13 protein-coding genes and 1 riboswitch are annotated in these 16587 nt (G+C 55.2%); of the genes, 5 read left to right on the forward strand and 8 right to left on the reverse strand.

Features of this window, described 5'->3' with window-relative positions; genetic code table 11:
* Nucleotides 1-328 precede the first annotated feature (328 nt).
* Nucleotides 329-1180, reverse strand: coding sequence for a glutamate racemase (gene murI, locus AC2FAP_RS22050; RefSeq protein WP_014172170.1), 852 nt, complete (start codon nucleotides 1178-1180; stop codon nucleotides 329-331).
* Nucleotides 1125-2972 (reverse strand): TonB-dependent vitamin B12 receptor BtuB, encoded by a 1848-nt coding sequence (btuB, locus tag AC2FAP_RS22055; RefSeq protein WP_020883937.1) that lies wholly within the window; start codon nucleotides 2970-2972, stop codon nucleotides 1125-1127. The genes murI and btuB overlap by 56 nt, the downstream gene beginning before the upstream one ends.
* A 66-nt stretch (nucleotides 2973-3038) precedes the next feature.
* A riboswitch (cobalamin riboswitch) is annotated at nucleotides 3039-3214 on the reverse strand.
* A 104-nt stretch (nucleotides 3215-3318) separates the two neighbouring features.
* Between btuB and trmA the strand changes: the two genes are divergently transcribed.
* Nucleotides 3319-4419, forward strand: coding sequence for a tRNA (uridine(54)-C5)-methyltransferase TrmA (gene trmA / locus AC2FAP_RS22060; RefSeq protein WP_032679233.1), 1101 nt, complete (start codon nucleotides 3319-3321; stop codon nucleotides 4417-4419).
* A 41-nt stretch (nucleotides 4420-4460) separates the two neighbouring features.
* Here the strand turns inward: trmA and AC2FAP_RS22065 are convergent, their stop codons facing one another.
* A complete protein-coding gene (locus tag AC2FAP_RS22065) occupies nucleotides 4461-4820 on the reverse strand; it encodes a YijD family membrane protein (protein ID WP_020883939.1) in 360 nt (119 codons plus the stop codon).
* Nucleotides 4821-4829: 9 nt separating this feature from the next.
* Nucleotides 4830-5468, reverse strand: a complete 639-nt coding sequence (gene fabR, locus AC2FAP_RS22070; RefSeq protein WP_008501784.1) for an HTH-type transcriptional repressor FabR — start codon at nucleotides 5466-5468, stop codon at nucleotides 4830-4832.
* Between the two features lie 196 nt (nucleotides 5469-5664).
* Here fabR and sthA point away from each other — a divergent pair, with 196 nt between their 5' ends.
* Entirely contained in the window at nucleotides 5665-7065 is a 1401-nt protein-coding gene (gene sthA, locus AC2FAP_RS22075) for a Si-specific NAD(P)(+) transhydrogenase (protein WP_014172175.1), read from the forward strand.
* Here the strand turns inward: sthA and oxyR are convergent.
* From oxyR to argC, 4 genes are all read right to left on the reverse strand, one after another.
* Nucleotides 7048-7965 carry a DNA-binding transcriptional regulator OxyR gene (oxyR, locus tag AC2FAP_RS22080; RefSeq protein WP_014172176.1) on the reverse strand — a complete coding sequence of 306 codons (918 nt, stop codon included), beginning with the start codon at nucleotides 7963-7965 and terminating at the stop codon, nucleotides 7048-7050. The two genes, sthA and oxyR, sit on opposite strands and share 18 nt — an antisense overlap.
* Nucleotides 7966-8290: 325 nt before the next feature.
* A complete protein-coding gene (argH, locus tag AC2FAP_RS22085; protein ID WP_449541862.1) occupies nucleotides 8291-9664 on the reverse strand; it encodes an argininosuccinate lyase in 1374 nt (457 codons plus the stop codon).
* Nucleotides 9665-9742: 78 nt separating this feature from the next.
* On the reverse strand, nucleotides 9743-10519 hold the full coding sequence (argB, locus tag AC2FAP_RS22090; RefSeq protein ID WP_086462987.1) for an acetylglutamate kinase: 777 nt from the start codon (nucleotides 10517-10519) through the stop codon (nucleotides 9743-9745).
* Nucleotides 10520-10525: 6 nt separating this feature from the next.
* The gene (argC, locus tag AC2FAP_RS22095) at nucleotides 10526-11530 is read right to left on the reverse strand and encodes an N-acetyl-gamma-glutamyl-phosphate reductase (RefSeq protein WP_032679234.1); all 1005 of its coding nucleotides are present in this window, start codon (nucleotides 11528-11530) and stop codon (nucleotides 10526-10528) included.
* Between the two features lie 88 nt (nucleotides 11531-11618).
* Between argC and argE the strand changes: the two genes are divergently transcribed.
* The 3 genes from argE (at nucleotide 11619) to AC2FAP_RS22110 (ending at nucleotide 16520) form a co-directional block, all read left to right on the forward strand.
* A complete protein-coding gene (gene argE / locus AC2FAP_RS22100; RefSeq protein WP_020883942.1) occupies nucleotides 11619-12770 on the forward strand; it encodes an acetylornithine deacetylase in 1152 nt (383 codons plus the stop codon).
* Nucleotides 12771-13040: 270 nt separating this feature from the next.
* Complete coding sequence (gene ppc, locus AC2FAP_RS22105) at nucleotides 13041-15692, forward strand: phosphoenolpyruvate carboxylase (protein ID WP_014172182.1); 2652 nt, start codon at nucleotides 13041-13043, stop codon at nucleotides 15690-15692.
* Nucleotides 15693-15755: 63 nt separating this feature from the next.
* A complete protein-coding gene (locus AC2FAP_RS22110; RefSeq protein ID WP_449541863.1) occupies nucleotides 15756-16520 on the forward strand; it encodes a helix-turn-helix transcriptional regulator in 765 nt (254 codons plus the stop codon).
* The last annotated feature ends 67 nt before the right edge of the window (nucleotides 16521-16587 follow it).

The following is a 16587-nucleotide window of genomic DNA, read 5'->3' on the forward strand; positions in this document are numbered from 1 at the left end:
ACTTGGTATTCATTTTTTGTCCGAAGACATTAAGAATCCATGTCACTTTGAGTGCCCACACAGATTGTCTGATAAATTGTTAAAGAGCAGTTGCGACGTGGCTTACAGCTCACCGTCGCGAGGTCACGTATATTACGTTTTCCTCATTCAGAGTCAAGCATTTATTTTTGCTTTTCTCTGTTGGTGTTCATCTCTGAACCCCGCTAACCCGGCGGCTTGTAAGCCGTTGTTCCGTGTCAGTGGAGGCGCATTATAGGGAGTTCTCAGACGTTGACAACCCCTCTTTTAAAAAAAACGTTCAACCGTCTCTTTTTTGCTCAAAATCGTGCTACAGCGCCAGTTTTTCGAGCGTTTCAAAGCCATAACGGCGTAAAACGGGCAAAAGTTGCTCGGTCTCGTTGGTGATGGCCATACAAAAAGCGATGTTTGCATCGGCAGATTTTGCATCCGGGGCTTCATGTTCCAGCAACCAGGCCGTACGTCGGGCTATAGCCGCCCCCGAATCCACCAGCCGCGTGCCCTCAGGCAGAACTTCTAATAACTCTTCCTGTAATAGAGGGAAATGGGTGCACCCCAGCACAACGGTGTCCGGTGGCTCCGGCATCCGCAGCCACGGGCGGAGAATACGGCGCAACTCTTCGAGCGGCACTGCCTTTCCGTGCAGCTTCGCTTCGGCGATCTCGACCAGTTCCGCCGAACCGAGCATCGCAATCTGGCATTCGTTGGCAAAGCGGTCGATTAACTCGCGCGTATAAGGTCGCTTCACCGTGCCTCGCGTTGCCAGTAAACCAACAATGCCGTTTGCCGTCAGACGCGCGGCAGGCTTTATTGCAGGAACAACGCCCACAACCGGGAACTGGAATTTTTCGCGCAATGCAGGAAGCGATACTGTACTGGCCGTGTTACAGGCGATGACCGCCAGCGAGAGGGGATAACGCTTTTGTACCGCGCTGACGATTTCAACCACACGCTCAACAATAAAGTCTTCACTCTTTTCCCCATACGGGAACGCGACGTTATCAAAGGCGTAAATGTAATGGAGATCCGGCAGGAGATGTCGGATCTCATCATAGACCGAAAGCCCACCGACACCGGAATCAAATACCAGCACGGTGGGACGCGGATTAGAAGGTGTAGCTGCCAGACAAGGTGTATTCCCGTCCTGCAGTTTGGTAGCCATAAACTGTCTCGTAATCTTTGTCGAACAGGTTGGCTATTTTACCACGAACTGTAAGGTGAGAGGTGACAGGATATGAAACTGCGACATCCCACAGGCTTACGCCGCCCATTTTCACCTTTTCAGACGGGTAGGTACCAAAGTCAGTGTCGTAACGTGTTCCCAGGTAGTGGTAAGTCAGGCTCCAGTCGAATTCATAGACCTGCGTATCAAGCTGATACTTCACCTGCTGCTTAGCCCGGCGATCCAATAGCTGGTTTGTTGCCGCATTGCGTGCATCCACATAATCGTAACCGACCGTATGAGTCAGTGGACCTGTATCAAAGGACGCTGTGGCTTCAACCCCTTTAATACGCGCCTTGCCTACGTTGTAGTATTCCTGAAGGTTGTTATTAAAGTCGATCAGGTTATCAACGTCATTGCGATAGGCCGATACGCGCCAGTTCACGCCAGCCGTCAGACCTTCGAACGCGCCTTCCCACTGTTTACTCTCCTCAGGATCAAGATGGTCGTTGCCATAGAAACCATACAACTGCCCGAGGTTGGGTGCTTTATAGGCAGTGCCATACGAGGCAATGAATCGATAACCTTCAATGAACTCCCAGCCCGCACTGCTCTGCCAGGTGCCATGGCGACCAAACTGAGAGTTATCGTCGCTACGCGCTGCCCCTTCCAGGGTAAAGTCGCCAAACTGCTGCAGCGCAGTCAGGTAGACGCCGGTGTTACGCAGGTCATAGCCGTTTGTGACATAGCTTGTTCCTGGTTCGGTGCTCTGCTTCTGCCAGTCGACACCTGCGCCAATATTGCCATGGCCCACCTCAACGGAGTTGGTCCACTGCACGTTGTACTGTTTGATCTCATCCAGCGTGGCATTGGAATCATAACGTCCCAGATGCGGGTCGTAGTTATAATCTTTGCTGTGGCTATAGCTGGTGAGAAGTTGTGAATGGACGATGTCATTATTAAAGCGCAGTCCAGCGTCCCAGGTCTGGCTATAGAGCTGGCGAGTATCAACCAAAACATCAGGCGTAAATGAACTGTAATAGCCGTCATAGGCGGTACGGTTGCTGTAGCCATAGCCGCGAACGAACCCGCTCCACTGATCAGAGAAAGCATGCTCCAGCGCACCGTAGAGGGTTTTATTCATAAAGCCGTCACGATCGGTCTGAGCCAGACCACCGTTGTTGCCATCCGCAACCACGTCAAAGCCTTTGGTATAGGTATAATCACCCGCCAGCGTCACGCGTGTGCTGTCACCCAGGGTTTGCTGGGTGCTGCCGCCGTAATTTTGGTAGCCATGCGAGCCTACGCCCGCATTCAACGTCGTGCCGTCCTTTGCGCGGGTAGTAATAATGTTCACTACGCCACCAATCGCATCAGAACCATAGACTGCAGAGCGTGGCCCGCGAATATATTCAATGCGCTGCACCAGGGCGATCGGGAATTGGCTGAGATCGGACGACCCCGTTACCCCAGCCTGGTTAAGACGGATCCCGTCGACAAGAATAAGAACATGACTGGAATTAGTTCCCCGAATAAAAAGAGAGGAAAGTTGCCCCATTCCGCCGTTTTGGGCAGTATCCACGCCAGGCAAGCGACGCATAACGTCAATGACGGTGTTTGCCTGCCAGCGATCAATATCCTCGCGCGTCACCACAGACGTTGGTGCAAGAACGGTATTAACAGGTTGCTCAAAACGGTTTGCTGTCACCACCAACGAGTCGGCGCTATCCTGCGCCCAGCCCGAAAATGCCGTGACGGACAACGCCGTCAACAGCGATACTTTTTTAATCATTGTTAAAGCATCCACAATATAAGAAGGATGCCGCAGGCTTCATCTATAGCACGCGATGACGAAACCAAATGCGACGTGATCCCGGCAGGTCTTCGGGCTAGGTGGCGTTTTGCGGATGAAGACTTCCCATTTTCACAGTGTCTACAATTCTCATCCCGCCAGTCTTTACCGCTGCGCGTCAGCTCCAGATTTTCACTGGATTCCCTTTTCACTCTCAGGAGACCGGAAACAGAATGCTACAATTAGACACGTATAGATGTCCAGATAGCTATTGGCCATTAAATCTGGACATCCACTGCACAATCCCTACAATCCCCGCGTAATTCTTTATCACTCAGGACGCATCATGACCCCCGAACACCTCCCAACAGAACAGTACGACGCACAGCTGGCAGAGAAAGTTGTCCGCCTGCAAAGTATGATGACGCCTTTCAACGCGCCCGTTCCTGAGGTGTTCCGCTCGCCCGTTAGCCACTACCGCATGCGTGCGGAATTCCGCATCTGGCACGACGGTGACGACCTGTACCACATCATTTTCGATCAGCAGACGAAGTCCCGCATTCGGGTTGACAGTTTCCCGGCGGCGAGTGAACTCATCAACCAGCTCATGACGCTGATGATCGACGGCGTACGCAACAACCCTGTGCTGCGCCACAAGCTGTTCCAGATTGATTATCTGACCACACAAAGCAACCAGGCGATCGTCTCTCTGCTGTATCACAAAGCGCTGAATGACGAATGGCGCGAGCAGGCAGAAGCGCTGCGCGATGCCCTGCGCGCGCAGAACATCAATGTTCACCTGATTGGTCGTGCAACAAAAACCAAAATCATGCTGGATCAGGATTTCATCGACGAACGTCTGTCGGTGGCGGGAAAAGAGATGGTGTACCGCCAGGTTGAGAACAGCTTTACCCAGCCAAACGCAGCAATGAACGTACAGATGCTGGACTGGGCGCTGAAGGCGACCGAAGGGTCAAAGGGCGATCTGCTAGAGCTGTACTGCGGGAACGGCAACTTCTCCCTGGCGCTGGCGCGTAACTTTGAGCGCGTCCTGGCGACGGAGATTGCCAAGCCGTCCGTTGCCGCTGCACAGTACAACATTGCCGCCAATCACATCGACAATGTGCAGATCATTCGTATGTCTGCAGAAGAGTTCACGCAGGCCATGAATGGCGTACGCCAGTTTAATCGCCTGGAGGGGATCGATCTGAAGAGTTACCAGTGTGAGACGATTTTTGTCGATCCGCCGCGCAGTGGCCTGGACAGCGAAACCGAGAAGATGGTGCAGGCGTACCCGCGTATTTTGTACATATCCTGTAACCCGGAAACGCTGTGCAAGAACCTCGAAACATTAAGCCAGACGCACAATGTTGAACGTCTGGCTCTCTTCGATCAGTTCCCGTATACGCACCATATGGAGTGCGGCGTACTTCTTACCGCGAAGTAACGTGATGGCAGGCAGGTCAACCTGCCTGCCATCACACTCTCTTACTCCGGCAGCTCGTGCTTGCGGCTACGCATGCGCGAGCCAATCCAGAACACCAGTGCCACAGAAAGTACCGCCGGCAGGAAGTTAGAACCGATATCCGGATACTCTGCACGCACCACAGTGCTATACAGCAACACGCCAAGAATAAAGCAGGCCGCGGCCAGCCCAGGCAACCCGACCGGCATGGTGCGGTTCAGGTAACGCTGATGCAGACAGTACACCGTCAGCACCAGCGCAATGAGCGGGAAAATAGAAAATGGAACGATCGAGCTGAACACAGCCGCAAACGTGCCATTAATTGATAAGCCAGCGATCAATGCCAGCAACAGCGTACCCTTATCCTGACCTGACTGTTTCATTACTCACCTTCACTCTTCGGTTTGATGTGCCAGTTTCTCTTGTTCACGGCGATACCAGTAGTACGCGCCTTTGGAGATCATCCTGAGCTGTAATACCAGTCGCTCTTCGAGCTGCTTGCGTTGTTCGATGCTGACATCCAGCGCTTCGGCACCCGCGCTGAAAACAATCGTCACCATCGCCTCAGCCTGTGCTTCAGTGAACGCACGCGGCATATGGTTTTCGAGTTCAAGATAGTCGGCAAGTTCCGCGATAAAATGCTGAATTTCACGCGCCACAGCGGCACGGAACGCGGCTGATGTTCCGGAACGTTCCCGCAACAGCAGGCGAAACGCGTTGGGGTTATTGCCAATAAATTCCATAAAGGTCGACACAGAGGTGCGGATCACGCTCCCCCCTTTAGCGATACGCTGCCGCGCCTGGCGCATAAGCTGACGCAGCATCAGCCCGCTCTCGTCGACCATGGTCAGACCCAGTTCATCCACATCACGGAAATGACGATAGAAGGACGTTGGCGCAATCCCGGCCTCGCGCGCAACTTCACGCAGGCTTAAACTGGCAAAACTACGCTCGGCACTCAGTTGACTGAATGCGGCTTCCACCAGCGAACGCCGGGTTTTCTCTTTTTGTTGTGCTCTTACGCCCATCACGATAGTTGAATCCTTCCAAAGGCCTGATGGCACTATACCAGAGAATAAAATTAATCTGTTTGCCTGGCTTTGTGAATGATTGTTTACGTACGGTTTGTGCTCCACTGCCGGAAAAAAGCACAACGATAATTGGGTTACTCGGGCAATGATGTTATGATTCTGTTGCTTTTATGTATAAGAACAGGTAAGCCTTACCATGCCACATTCCTACGATTACGACGCAATTGTGATAGGTTCCGGCCCCGGCGGCGAAGGCGCTGCTATGGGACTGGTGAAACAGGGAGCCAGAGTAGCGGTGATAGAGCGCTACCATAACGTTGGCGGCGGTTGCACCCATTGGGGCACCATCCCTTCCAAAGCCCTCCGCCATGCCGTTAGCCGCATTATTGAATTTAACCAGAACCCTCTTTACAGCGACCACTCCCGACTTCTTCGTTCCTCCTTTGCTGACATCCTGAATCATGCGGATACCGTTATTAACCAGCAGACACGGATGCGCCAGGGGTTTTATGAGCGTAACCACTGTGAAATTTTGCAGGGCAATGCGCACTTTGTTGATGAACACACCCTGGCGCTCGAATGCCACGACGGGTCGGTCGAAACCATCACGGCGGAAAAATTTGTCATCGCCTGTGGTTCACGCCCGTACCATCCGGCAGACGTGGACTTCTCCCACCCGCGCATTTACGACAGCGACTCCATCCTGAGCCTGCACCACGAACCCCGTCATGTGATTATCTATGGCGCAGGGGTGATTGGCTGCGAATATGCGTCGATCTTCCGGGGCATGGACGTGAAAGTTGACCTGATCAACACCCGCGACCGCCTGCTGGCCTTCCTCGATCAGGAAATGTCAGACTCGCTCTCTTACCACTTCTGGAACAGCGGCGTGGTGATTCGCCACAACGAAGAGTACGAGAAAATTGAAGGCTGCGACGACGGTGTGATCATGCATCTGAAATCGGGCAAGAAGCTGAAAGCAGACTGCCTGCTGTACGCCAACGGCCGTACCGGTAACACCGATTCTCTGGCTCTGGAAAATATCGGGCTCGAAACCGACAGCCGCGGTCAGCTGAAGGTGAACAGCATGTACCAGACAGCCCTGCCGCATGTGTATGCCGTCGGTGATGTTATCGGTTATCCAAGCCTGGCTTCTGCAGCATACGATCAGGGACGCATCGCGGCGCAGGCGCTGGTGAAAGGCGAAGCGACGGCACATCTTATCGAAGATATTCCGACAGGTATTTATACCATCCCGGAAATCAGCTCCGTCGGGAAAACCGAGCAGCAGCTGACGTCAATGAAGGTGCCTTACGAGGTGGGTCGCGCGCAGTTTAAACATCTGGCGAGGGCACAAATCGTGGGAATGAGCGTGGGTACGCTGAAGATCCTGTTCCATCGCGAGACGAAAGAGATCCTCGGTATTCACTGCTTTGGTGAACGCGCGGCGGAGATTATTCATATCGGCCAGGCGATCATGGAGCAAAAAGGTGGTGGTAACACCATCGAGTACTTCGTTAACACCACCTTCAACTACCCGACCATGGCGGAAGCCTATCGGGTCGCGGCACTGAACGGTTTAAACCGCCTGTTTTAACGCATTGTCAAAATGGCCATCCATCGAACCACGGATGGCCTCTGCCAGCTGCTCATAGCGGCTGCGCAGCGGTGAACCCGGACGATAAACCAGACCAATGGTACGACGTGGCTCTGGTTTAATGCATGGCAGATAAACCACGCCGTCACGTTTACGTTCTCGCGGCACGGCCAGTGCCGGCAGCAATGTGATCCCACTGCCCGCCGCCACCATATTACGCAGCGTTTCAAGGCTGGTTGCGCGGAAATGGGTATCCTCGTCAGCACCCGCTTCGAAGCAGAATCCCATCGCCTGATCGCGCAGGCAGTGACCATCTTCCAGCATCAGCAGTTTTTCACCGGCCAGATCGGCCATCGGCACGCGATCGCGGTTCGCCCACGGGTGATCTTCATAGATCGCCAGCATCATGGGCTCATCAAACAGCGGCACTTCGATAAAAGCTTCGCTCTCTTTGACCAGCGCCAGAATGGCACAGTCGAGCTTGCCGCTGTCTAACTGCGCCAGCAGCTGATGGGTTTGCGCTTCATGCAGATACATTTCGAGTTTCGGGAACGTCTGATGCAGCATTGGAATGATGTGCGGCAACAGGTACGGGCCAACGGTTGGGATCAGGCCAATATGCAACGGGCCGGACATCGCCTCCCCCTGCTGGCTTGCCATTTCCTTGAGCACTTTGACCTCGCGCAGCACGGTGCGCGCCTGATCCACCAGCAGCAGACCTGCCTGGGTGAACAGTACCTTACGACTGGTGCGCTCCAGCAGCATCACGCCCAGCTCGTCTTCCAGCTTGCGGATCTGGCCGCTCAGGGTAGGCTGGCTGACGTGGCAGGAATCTGCCGCGCGGCGAAAATGGCGGTGCTCGGCTAGCGCTACCAGGTATTCAAGATCACGAATATTCATTATTCATCCTCCGTCGCCACGATAGTTCATGGCGATAGATAGCATAGCAACGAACGATTATCCCTATCAAGCATTCTGTTGAATAATACACCACATAGACGAGGCGGCACGTGTTTGACCCTTGACGTCCCCGCACCGTCAGCGAGTTTCTCTCAAAACTCGAACAACTAAAGCCAACGTGAACTTTTGCGGACCCCGTGGTCCGCTTTTTTTTGCGTAAAAAAGGCCGGGGATAAAAGCAAAATGGCAACCGAAGTTGCCATTTTTAGTGTTTACTCCCTCTCCCCGTGGGAGAGGGCGGGGTGAGGGCACCCGCCCGCACTCATCAAACCAGCCGGTTTTTCGCATCCGCAATCGCCTGCGCGACCTGCTTCGGTGACACGCCGCCTTTCGCTGCACGCTTATCCAGACAAGACTGCAACGCCAGAATCGGATACACATCATCACCGATAACCGCACTGAATTTCTGCAGGTCGGTCAGCGGCAACGCTTCCAGTGCCTTACCCTGACGAATGGCTTCAACCACCGCTTCACCGACAATATGGTGCGCTTCACGGAACGGTACGCCTTTCGCCACCAGGTAATCGGCAAGCTCGGTCGAGTTTGCATAGCCCTGCTGCGCCGCTTCCTGACAACGCGGGCGTTTCACCTGAATGCCATCCAGCACCAGCGCGCCCATATGCAGGCAGTCCAGCCAAGTATCGAGCGCGTCGAACAGCCCTTCTTTGTCTTCCTGCATATCTTTGTTATACGCCAGCGGCAGCCCTTTCAGGGTCATCATCATGCCGGTCAGCGCGCCCTGCACACGGCCACACTTACCGCGGATAAGCTCCAGCGCATCCGGGTTTTTCTTCTGTGGCATCAGGGAGGAGCCTGACGTCACGCGGTCAGACAGCTCAACAAACCCGGCTTCACCGGAGTTAAAGAAAATCAGGTCTTCGGCAAAGCGCGACAGATGCACCATGCCGATAGACGCATTGGAAAGCAGCTCCAGCACGTGATCACGGTCAGAGACGCTGTCCAGGCTGTTACGGGTGGCTGAAGCAAAGCCCAGCCAGCCTGCCAGCTGATCACGGTCGATTTCATAGGCCGTCCCTGCCAGCGCACCGCTGCCCAGCGGGCTCACGTCCAGACGCTTCAGGGTATCCTGCAGACGGCTTTCATCACGCGCCAGCATCTCAACGTAGGCCAGACACCAGTGCGCAAAGGTTACCGGCTGCGCACGCTGCAGGTGGGTATAACCCGGCATCACCGCGTCCTGGTTGTTCTGCGCGGTTTCCACCAGCGCGCCCTGCAGCTGACGGTTGGCTGCCAGCAGTTCACCAACGGTATCTTTACACCACAATTTCAGATCAGTCGCGACCTGGTCGTTACGGCTACGCCCGGTATGCAGTTTTTTACCCAGCTGGCCGACTTTATCGATGAGTTTCCCTTCCACCCAGCTGTGAATATCTTCCGCATCGCTGGCGAGGATCTGCTGCGGGTTCAGACGCACCTCTTCCAACAGGTTATTCAGCGCCTCTTCCAGCTGCAGCTGTTCGTCTGCGGTCAGGACGCCCACGGTGACCAGCGCTTTGGACCAGGCCACAGAGCCGACGATATCCTGCTCGGCCAGGCGGTAGTCGAAGCGCAAAGAGTCGTTGAACTGTTTGAACCGTTGATCCGCTGCCTGTGTAAAACGCCCACCCCAAAGTGCCATAACATGCTTCCTTAATATCTTTGAATTTCATTGCCCGGCTGCGCTGCGCTGACCGGGCCTGCAGAATCGGTAAATTGCTTACGCCAGAATACGCGTGCCAATCGGCGTGCCGTTAAACAACGCCGGGAGTTGCTCCGCGTGGCGCCAGGAGGCGATGTCCACCGGACGTCCGAGCGTACGCGCGGCATCCAGCGCCGCATTGACTTTGACGATCATGCCGTCGGTAATAATGCCCTGCTCGATAAGCTGTTCGGCTTTCGCTGCGGTCATTTCCGCAATACGCTGGCCTTTGCCGTCGAGAATACCGCTTACGTCAGAGAGCAGAATCAGGTCAGCGCCCAGCGTAGCCGCCAGAGCCGTTGCCGCCTGGTCTGCATTGACGTTCATCAGCTCGCCCTCTTCGGTCACCCCGATAGAGCTCACCACCGGCAGGAATCCTCCTTCCAGCAGCATGTTAATCAGCTTAGGCGAACCAGGCTGTGCCAGTCCAACGTGTCCGAGCTCTTCGTCGAGCTGGGTCACTTTTACGCTGTCACCATCGCCCAGACACAGACCGACAGAGGCGATATGGTGTTTCTTCGCCCACGCCAGCAGCGTTTTGTTCGCCGTCCCCGCCAGGGCACCGGTAATAATATCAATCTGGTCAGCAGGCGTGACGCGCAGGCCATTTTTCTTTTTCACCGGCAGGTTGAGCCCTTTCATCAGCTCATCAACCACGCAGCCGCCGCCGTGCACAATCACCAGCGGACGTTGGTGTGATTCGCGATAGTTCACCAGCGCGGTAAAAAGACGCTCCAGCGCTTCTTCGCTGTCCAGCAGTACACCACCGAGTTTGATAATTAATGGGTTCATCATCACACCTTAAATAAGAGCCTGGGTTTCCGGGAAACCGAAACGAATATTTGCACACTGCATTGCCTGCGCGGCAGCGCCTTTAAGTAAGTTATCTTCCGCAGCCACCACAATCAGGTGCTCACCCTGCACGGCAAAACCGATGTCGCAGAATGGCAGGCCAACCACGTTTTTCAGCGCCGGCACGCCTTTGTCGTACAGACGCACCAGCGGTTTGTCCGCATAGGCCTGCGTAAAGGCTTCGCTCACCTGTTCGTGGGTCACGCCGGGTTTCAGGCGGCAGGTGATAGTTTCGAGGATCCCTCGCGGGAAGCTGCCCAGATGCGGCGTGAAGATGACATCCGCACCCAGATGCGTCGTGATTTCAGGGTGATGGCGGTGATTGAACACGCCATACGGCTGAAGGCTCACTTCGCAGAAGCTGTTAGCGATAGCGGCTTTACGCCCCGCGCCGCTGACACCACTGGTGGCGTTGATCACCGGCCACTGGTTCAGATCCAGCAGGTCTGCGTCGATCAGCGGCTTCAGAGAAAGCTGTGCCGCCGTCGGATAACAGCCCGGCACGGCAACCAGATCCGCTTCTTTCAGTTTATCTGTGCTCCACTCCGCCAGGCCGTAAACCGCTTTTTCCAGCAGTTCAGGGTGTTGATGGGTGAAACCGTAATATTTTTCGTAGAACGCGCCGTCATTCACACGGAAGGCGCCGGAGAGGTCGAACACCACACAGCCGGCCGCCAGACAGTGCGGAACCAGGTCGTGGCTGACTTCGTGCGCGGTAGCTAAAAACACCACGTCAACGCCGTCGGTGAACGCGCGGATGTCAGACATTGGCTGCAGCGGCAGATCAACAATGCCTTTAAGTTGCGGATGCAAATCGGAAATTAACTTTCCTGCATCATTGCTTTGCGCTGACACGGTCAAAGCGGTTATGGTCATATGAGGATGGCGATTCACGTAGCTTACAAGCTCTGCGCCCGCATAACCGCTAGCGCCTACAATCAGCGTATTCAACATCGGGTTCCTTTATGCTCAACGTTAATGTATTTTTATTCACATTTATTGCATGAATATTGATACTATCACGACCTAAGGTGTGTCAACAATGAAAATGAACTTACCGCCATTTATCGAGATTTACCGCGCCCTAATTGCCACACCCTCCATCAGTGCGACCGAAGAAGCGCTGGATCAGAGCAATGAGTCTTTAATCAATCTGCTGGCAGGTTGGTTTAGCGATATTGGGTTTAACGTTGAGGTTCAGCCCGTTCCCGGAACACGCCATAAATTTAACCTGCTCGCCAGTACCGGACAGGGTGCCGGCGGCCTGCTGCTGGCCGGTCATACCGATACCGTTCCCTTTGACGATGGCCGCTGGACGCGCGATCCGTTCACCCTGACCGAGCATGACAACAAGCTTTACGGTCTGGGCACCGCCGACATGAAAGGCTTTTTTGCTTTTATCCTCGATGCGCTGCGTGACGTGGACGTGACAACGCTGAAGAAACCGCTCTACATTCTGGCCACTGCCGATGAAGAGACCAGCATGGCCGGGGCGCGCTACTTCTCTGAAAACACCTCGATTCGCCCGGATTGCGCCATTATTGGTGAACCAACGTCACTGCAGCCAATCCGCGCCCACAAAGGCCATATCTCCACGGCGGTGCGCGTGCTGGGCCAGTCAGGCCACTCCAGCGATCCGGCGCGCGGCGTCAACGCCATCGAACTGATGCACGACGCCATCGGCCGCATCATGCAGTTGCGCGACTCGCTGAAAGAGCGTTATCACTACGACGCATTCACCGTGCCTTACCCGACGCTGAACCTCGGCAGCCTGCACGGTGGCGATGCATCCAACCGTATCTGCGCCTGCTGCGAACTGCATATGGATATCCGTCCGCTGCCGGGCATGACGCTGAGCGATCTCGACGGCCTGTTGACCGAAGCGCTGGCGCCGGTCAGCGAGCGCTGGCCGGGCCGCCTGACGGTCTCCGAGCTTCATCCGCCGATCCCTGGCTACGAATGTCCACCGGATCATCAACTGGTTGAAGTCGTGGAAAAGCTGCTCGGCGAGAAAACCGACGTGGTGAACTATTGCACCGAAGCACCGTTTATTCAGACCCTGTGTCCTACGCTGGTGCTTGGCCCGGGTTCCATCAACCAGGCCCACCAGCCGGATGAATATCTGGAAACGCGCTTTATCAAACCGACCCGTGAACTGATTACCCAGGTCGTGCATCACTTCTGCTGGCATTAAAATGCCCCTGAGGGTTCCCTCTCCCGGTGGGAGAGGGTCAGGGTAAGGGCAACAAATCCCGCGATCTTCGTCACATTCCCATAAGCATCTCTTATCTGACGCAAAGCGAATTAAATTTCGTAAATTACCCACATTTATTCGTTTGCTGAACCGTTTTCGCAGCAATTGACGACGGGGGTTTTACGTGGCTTTATAAAGGGAGATGACAAAATATTGTCCAAAAGATTTTCGATTGGGCATAAACAAAAATGATGGGGTGACTGGGTTTTTATGAACGAACAATATTCCGCGTTGCGTAGTAATGTCAGTATGCTCGGCAAAGTGCTTGGAGATACCATCAAAGATGCGTTGGGGGAAAACATCCTCGACCGCGTTGAAACCATCCGCAAGCTGTCAAAATCTTCCCGTGCAGGTAACGAGGCCAGTCGTCAGGAGCTGCTCACCACCTTGCAGAACCTTTCTAACGATGAGCTGCTGCCCGTTGCCCGCGCCTTCAGCCAGTTTCTGAACCTGGCAAACACCGCTGAGCAATACCACAGCATTTCGCCGAATGGCGAAGCTGCCAGCAACCCGGAAGTCATTGCCCGTACGCTTCGTAAACTGAAAGACCAGCCAGACCTCAACGAAGACATCATCAAAAAAGCGGTGGAGTCCCTTTCGCTGGAGCTGGTTCTGACCGCTCACCCAACCGAAATCACTCGCCGCACCCTGATCCACAAAATGGTGGAAGTGAACAACTGCCTCAAGCAGCTGGATAACAAAGACATTGCTGACTACGAGCGCAACCAGCTGATGCGCCGTCTGCGCCAGCTGATTGCCCAGTCCTGGCACACCGATGAAATTCGTAAGCATCGTCCAAGCCCGGTCGACGAAGCCAAATGGGGCTTTGCAGTGGTGGAAAATAGCCTGTGGGAAGGGGTGCCGAACTACCTGCGTGAGCTGAACGAGCAGCTGGAAGCGAATCTGGATTACCGCCTGCCGGTCGATTTTGTACCGGTGCGCTTCACCTCCTGGATGGGCGGCGACCGTGACGGCAACCCGAACGTCACCGCGGAAATTACCCGCCACGTGCTCCTGTTGAGCCGCTGGAAAGCAACCGACCTGTTCCTGAAAGATATTCAGGTATTGATCTCCGAGCTGTCGATGGTAGAGGCCACGCCGGAACTGCGCGCGCTGGCCGGCGAAGAAGGTGCCAGCGAGCCGTATCGTTTCCTGATGAAAAAACTGCGTGGCCAACTGATGGCGACGCAGGCCTGGCTGGAAGCGCGTCTGAAAGGCCAGCGCCTGCCGAAGCCGGAAGGCCTGCTGAGCCAGAACGAGCAGCTCTGGGAGCCGCTGTATGCCTGCTATAAATCGCTGCAGGCCTGCGGAATGGGCATCATCGCGAATGGCGAACTGCTCGACACCCTGCGTCGCGTGAAGTGTTTCGGCGTGCCGCTGGTGCGTATTGACGTCCGTCAGGAAAGCACCCGTCATACCGAAGCGCTGGGCGAACTGACCCGCTATCTCGGCATCGGCGACTATGAAAGCTGGTCTGAAGCGGACAAACAAGCCTTCCTGATCCGCGAACTGAACTCCAAGCGCCCCTTGCTGCCACGTAACTGGGAGCCAAGCAACGAAACCCGCGAGGTGCTCAACACCTGTAAAGCGATCGTTGATGCGCCGAAAGGATCGGTGGCTGCCTATGTGATCTCCATGGCGAAAACGCCGTCTGACGTGCTGGGCGTTCACCTTCTGCTCAAAGAAGCCGGTATCGACTATGCCCTTCCGGTTGCACCGCTGTTTGAAACCCTTGATGACCTGAACAACGCCAACGACGTCATGACGCAGCTGCTGAACATCGACTGGTACCGCGGCTTTATTCAGGGCAAACAGATGGTGATGATTGGCTATTCCGACTCCGCAAAAGACGCGGGCGTCATGGCGGCATCCTGGGCGCAGTATCAGGCACAGGACGCGTTGATCAAGACCTGTGAAAAAGCAGGCATCGAACTGACGCTGTTCCACGGACGCGGTGGCTCGATTGGCCGTGGTGGTGCGCCAGCGCATGCGGCACTGCTGTCACAACCGCCGGGAAGCCTGAAAGGCGGCCTGCGCGTGACCGAACAGGGTGAAATGATCCGCTTTAAGTACGGCCTGCCGGAAGTGACCATCAGCAGCCTGTCGCTCTACACCAGTGCAATTCTGGAAGCGAACCTGCTGCCACCGCCAGAGCCGAAAGAGTCCTGGTGCCATATCATGGACGAGCTATCAGATATCTCCTGCGATCTGTACCGCGGCTACGTGCGTGAAAACAAAGATTTTGTGCCTTACTTCCGTTCAGCTACCCCTGAGCAGGAGCTGGGTAAACTGCCGCTGGGTTCACGCCCGGCTAAACGCCGCCCGACCGGTGGTGTAGAGTCTCTGCGTGCCATCCCGTGGATCTTCGCCTGGACCCAGAACCGTCTGATGCTGCCCGCCTGGCTGGGCGCAGGCGCGGCGCTGCAGAAAGTGGTGGAAGATGGCAAACAGAACGAACTGGAAACCATGTGCCGCGACTGGCCATTCTTCTCCACCCGTCTGGGTATGCTGGAGATGGTCTTCTCGAAAGCAGACCTGTGGCTGGCGGAATACTACGATCAGCGTCTGGTGAAGCCTGAGCTGTGGACGCTGGGTAAAGAGCTGCGCGAACTGCTGGAAGACGACATCAAAGTGGTGCTGGACATTGCTAACGACTCGCACCTGATGGCGGATCTGCCGTGGATTGCCGAGTCCATCCAGCTGCGTAACATCTACACCGACCCCCTGAACGTCCTGCAGGCGGAGCTGCTGCACCGTTCACGTCTGGCGGAAGAAGAAGGTAAAGAGCCGGATCCACGCGTCGAACAGGCGTTGATGGTGACGATTGCAGGCGTTGCGGCAGGTATGCGTAACACAGGCTAATCCATTGGCTTCATACAGGCCCGGCAGCGCTAACGCTGCCGGGCGATATCCGGTATTCACGCCATGCACCACGACATCAGCACCCTTCTGACCGACCTCATTAATGGCACCGTAGCGCTACGTGACGTACGGTTTGTCACCCCGCCCGACCCACACTCCCGCACATCGCCTTGCCTGGTCATTAACCTCGATAATGCCTGCGAAGCGTGGTTTTCTTCCTCTGCGGAGGGGTTACTTCAGACCGGACACGCGCTCAGCATCAGCTTCGGTAAACAGCAGCTGTCGCTTCGCCTTTATCGGGATAACGTGCTTATACAGCACCAGCAGGTTGCCCGGCGCGGCCCCCGAACCGGAGCGTTTCTCCTGCAAACGCTGGCCGAACTGCAGATGCAGCCTGATGAACAGAAAACGGCCAGACTGGTGGTACTGAGTATGCTCAGCCACTGTCGCGATCTTCTTGGCAGCGACATTCATACTGACAGCCGCAGTCGTGCTTTGTTTGAAGCCATCCGGCGCTATCTCGATGAACATCACGCCTCACCGCTGACCCGCGATTCCGTGGCGCGGGCGTTTTATATTTCACCCAACTACCTTTCACATCTGTTTCAGAAGACCGGGAACGTGGGGTTCAATGAATACCTGACCCAAACGCGTCTGGAACACGCGCGCCAGTTGCTCAAGGGTTATGATCTAAAAATCAAAGACATTGCCGCCCGCTGCGGCTTTACAGACAGCAACTACTTCTGTCGCCTCTTTCGTAAACATACCGAACGCTCCCCTTCTGAATACCGCCGCCAGTATCACAGCCAACTGACTGCCAAAAACTAGCATTGTGATCGCCCTCTCACTTCACTAAGCACATTACATTTGTCCAGTATTTGGCAAAATTGACCTG

This window comes from Enterobacter cloacae complex sp. 394I7, assembly GCF_057320345.1.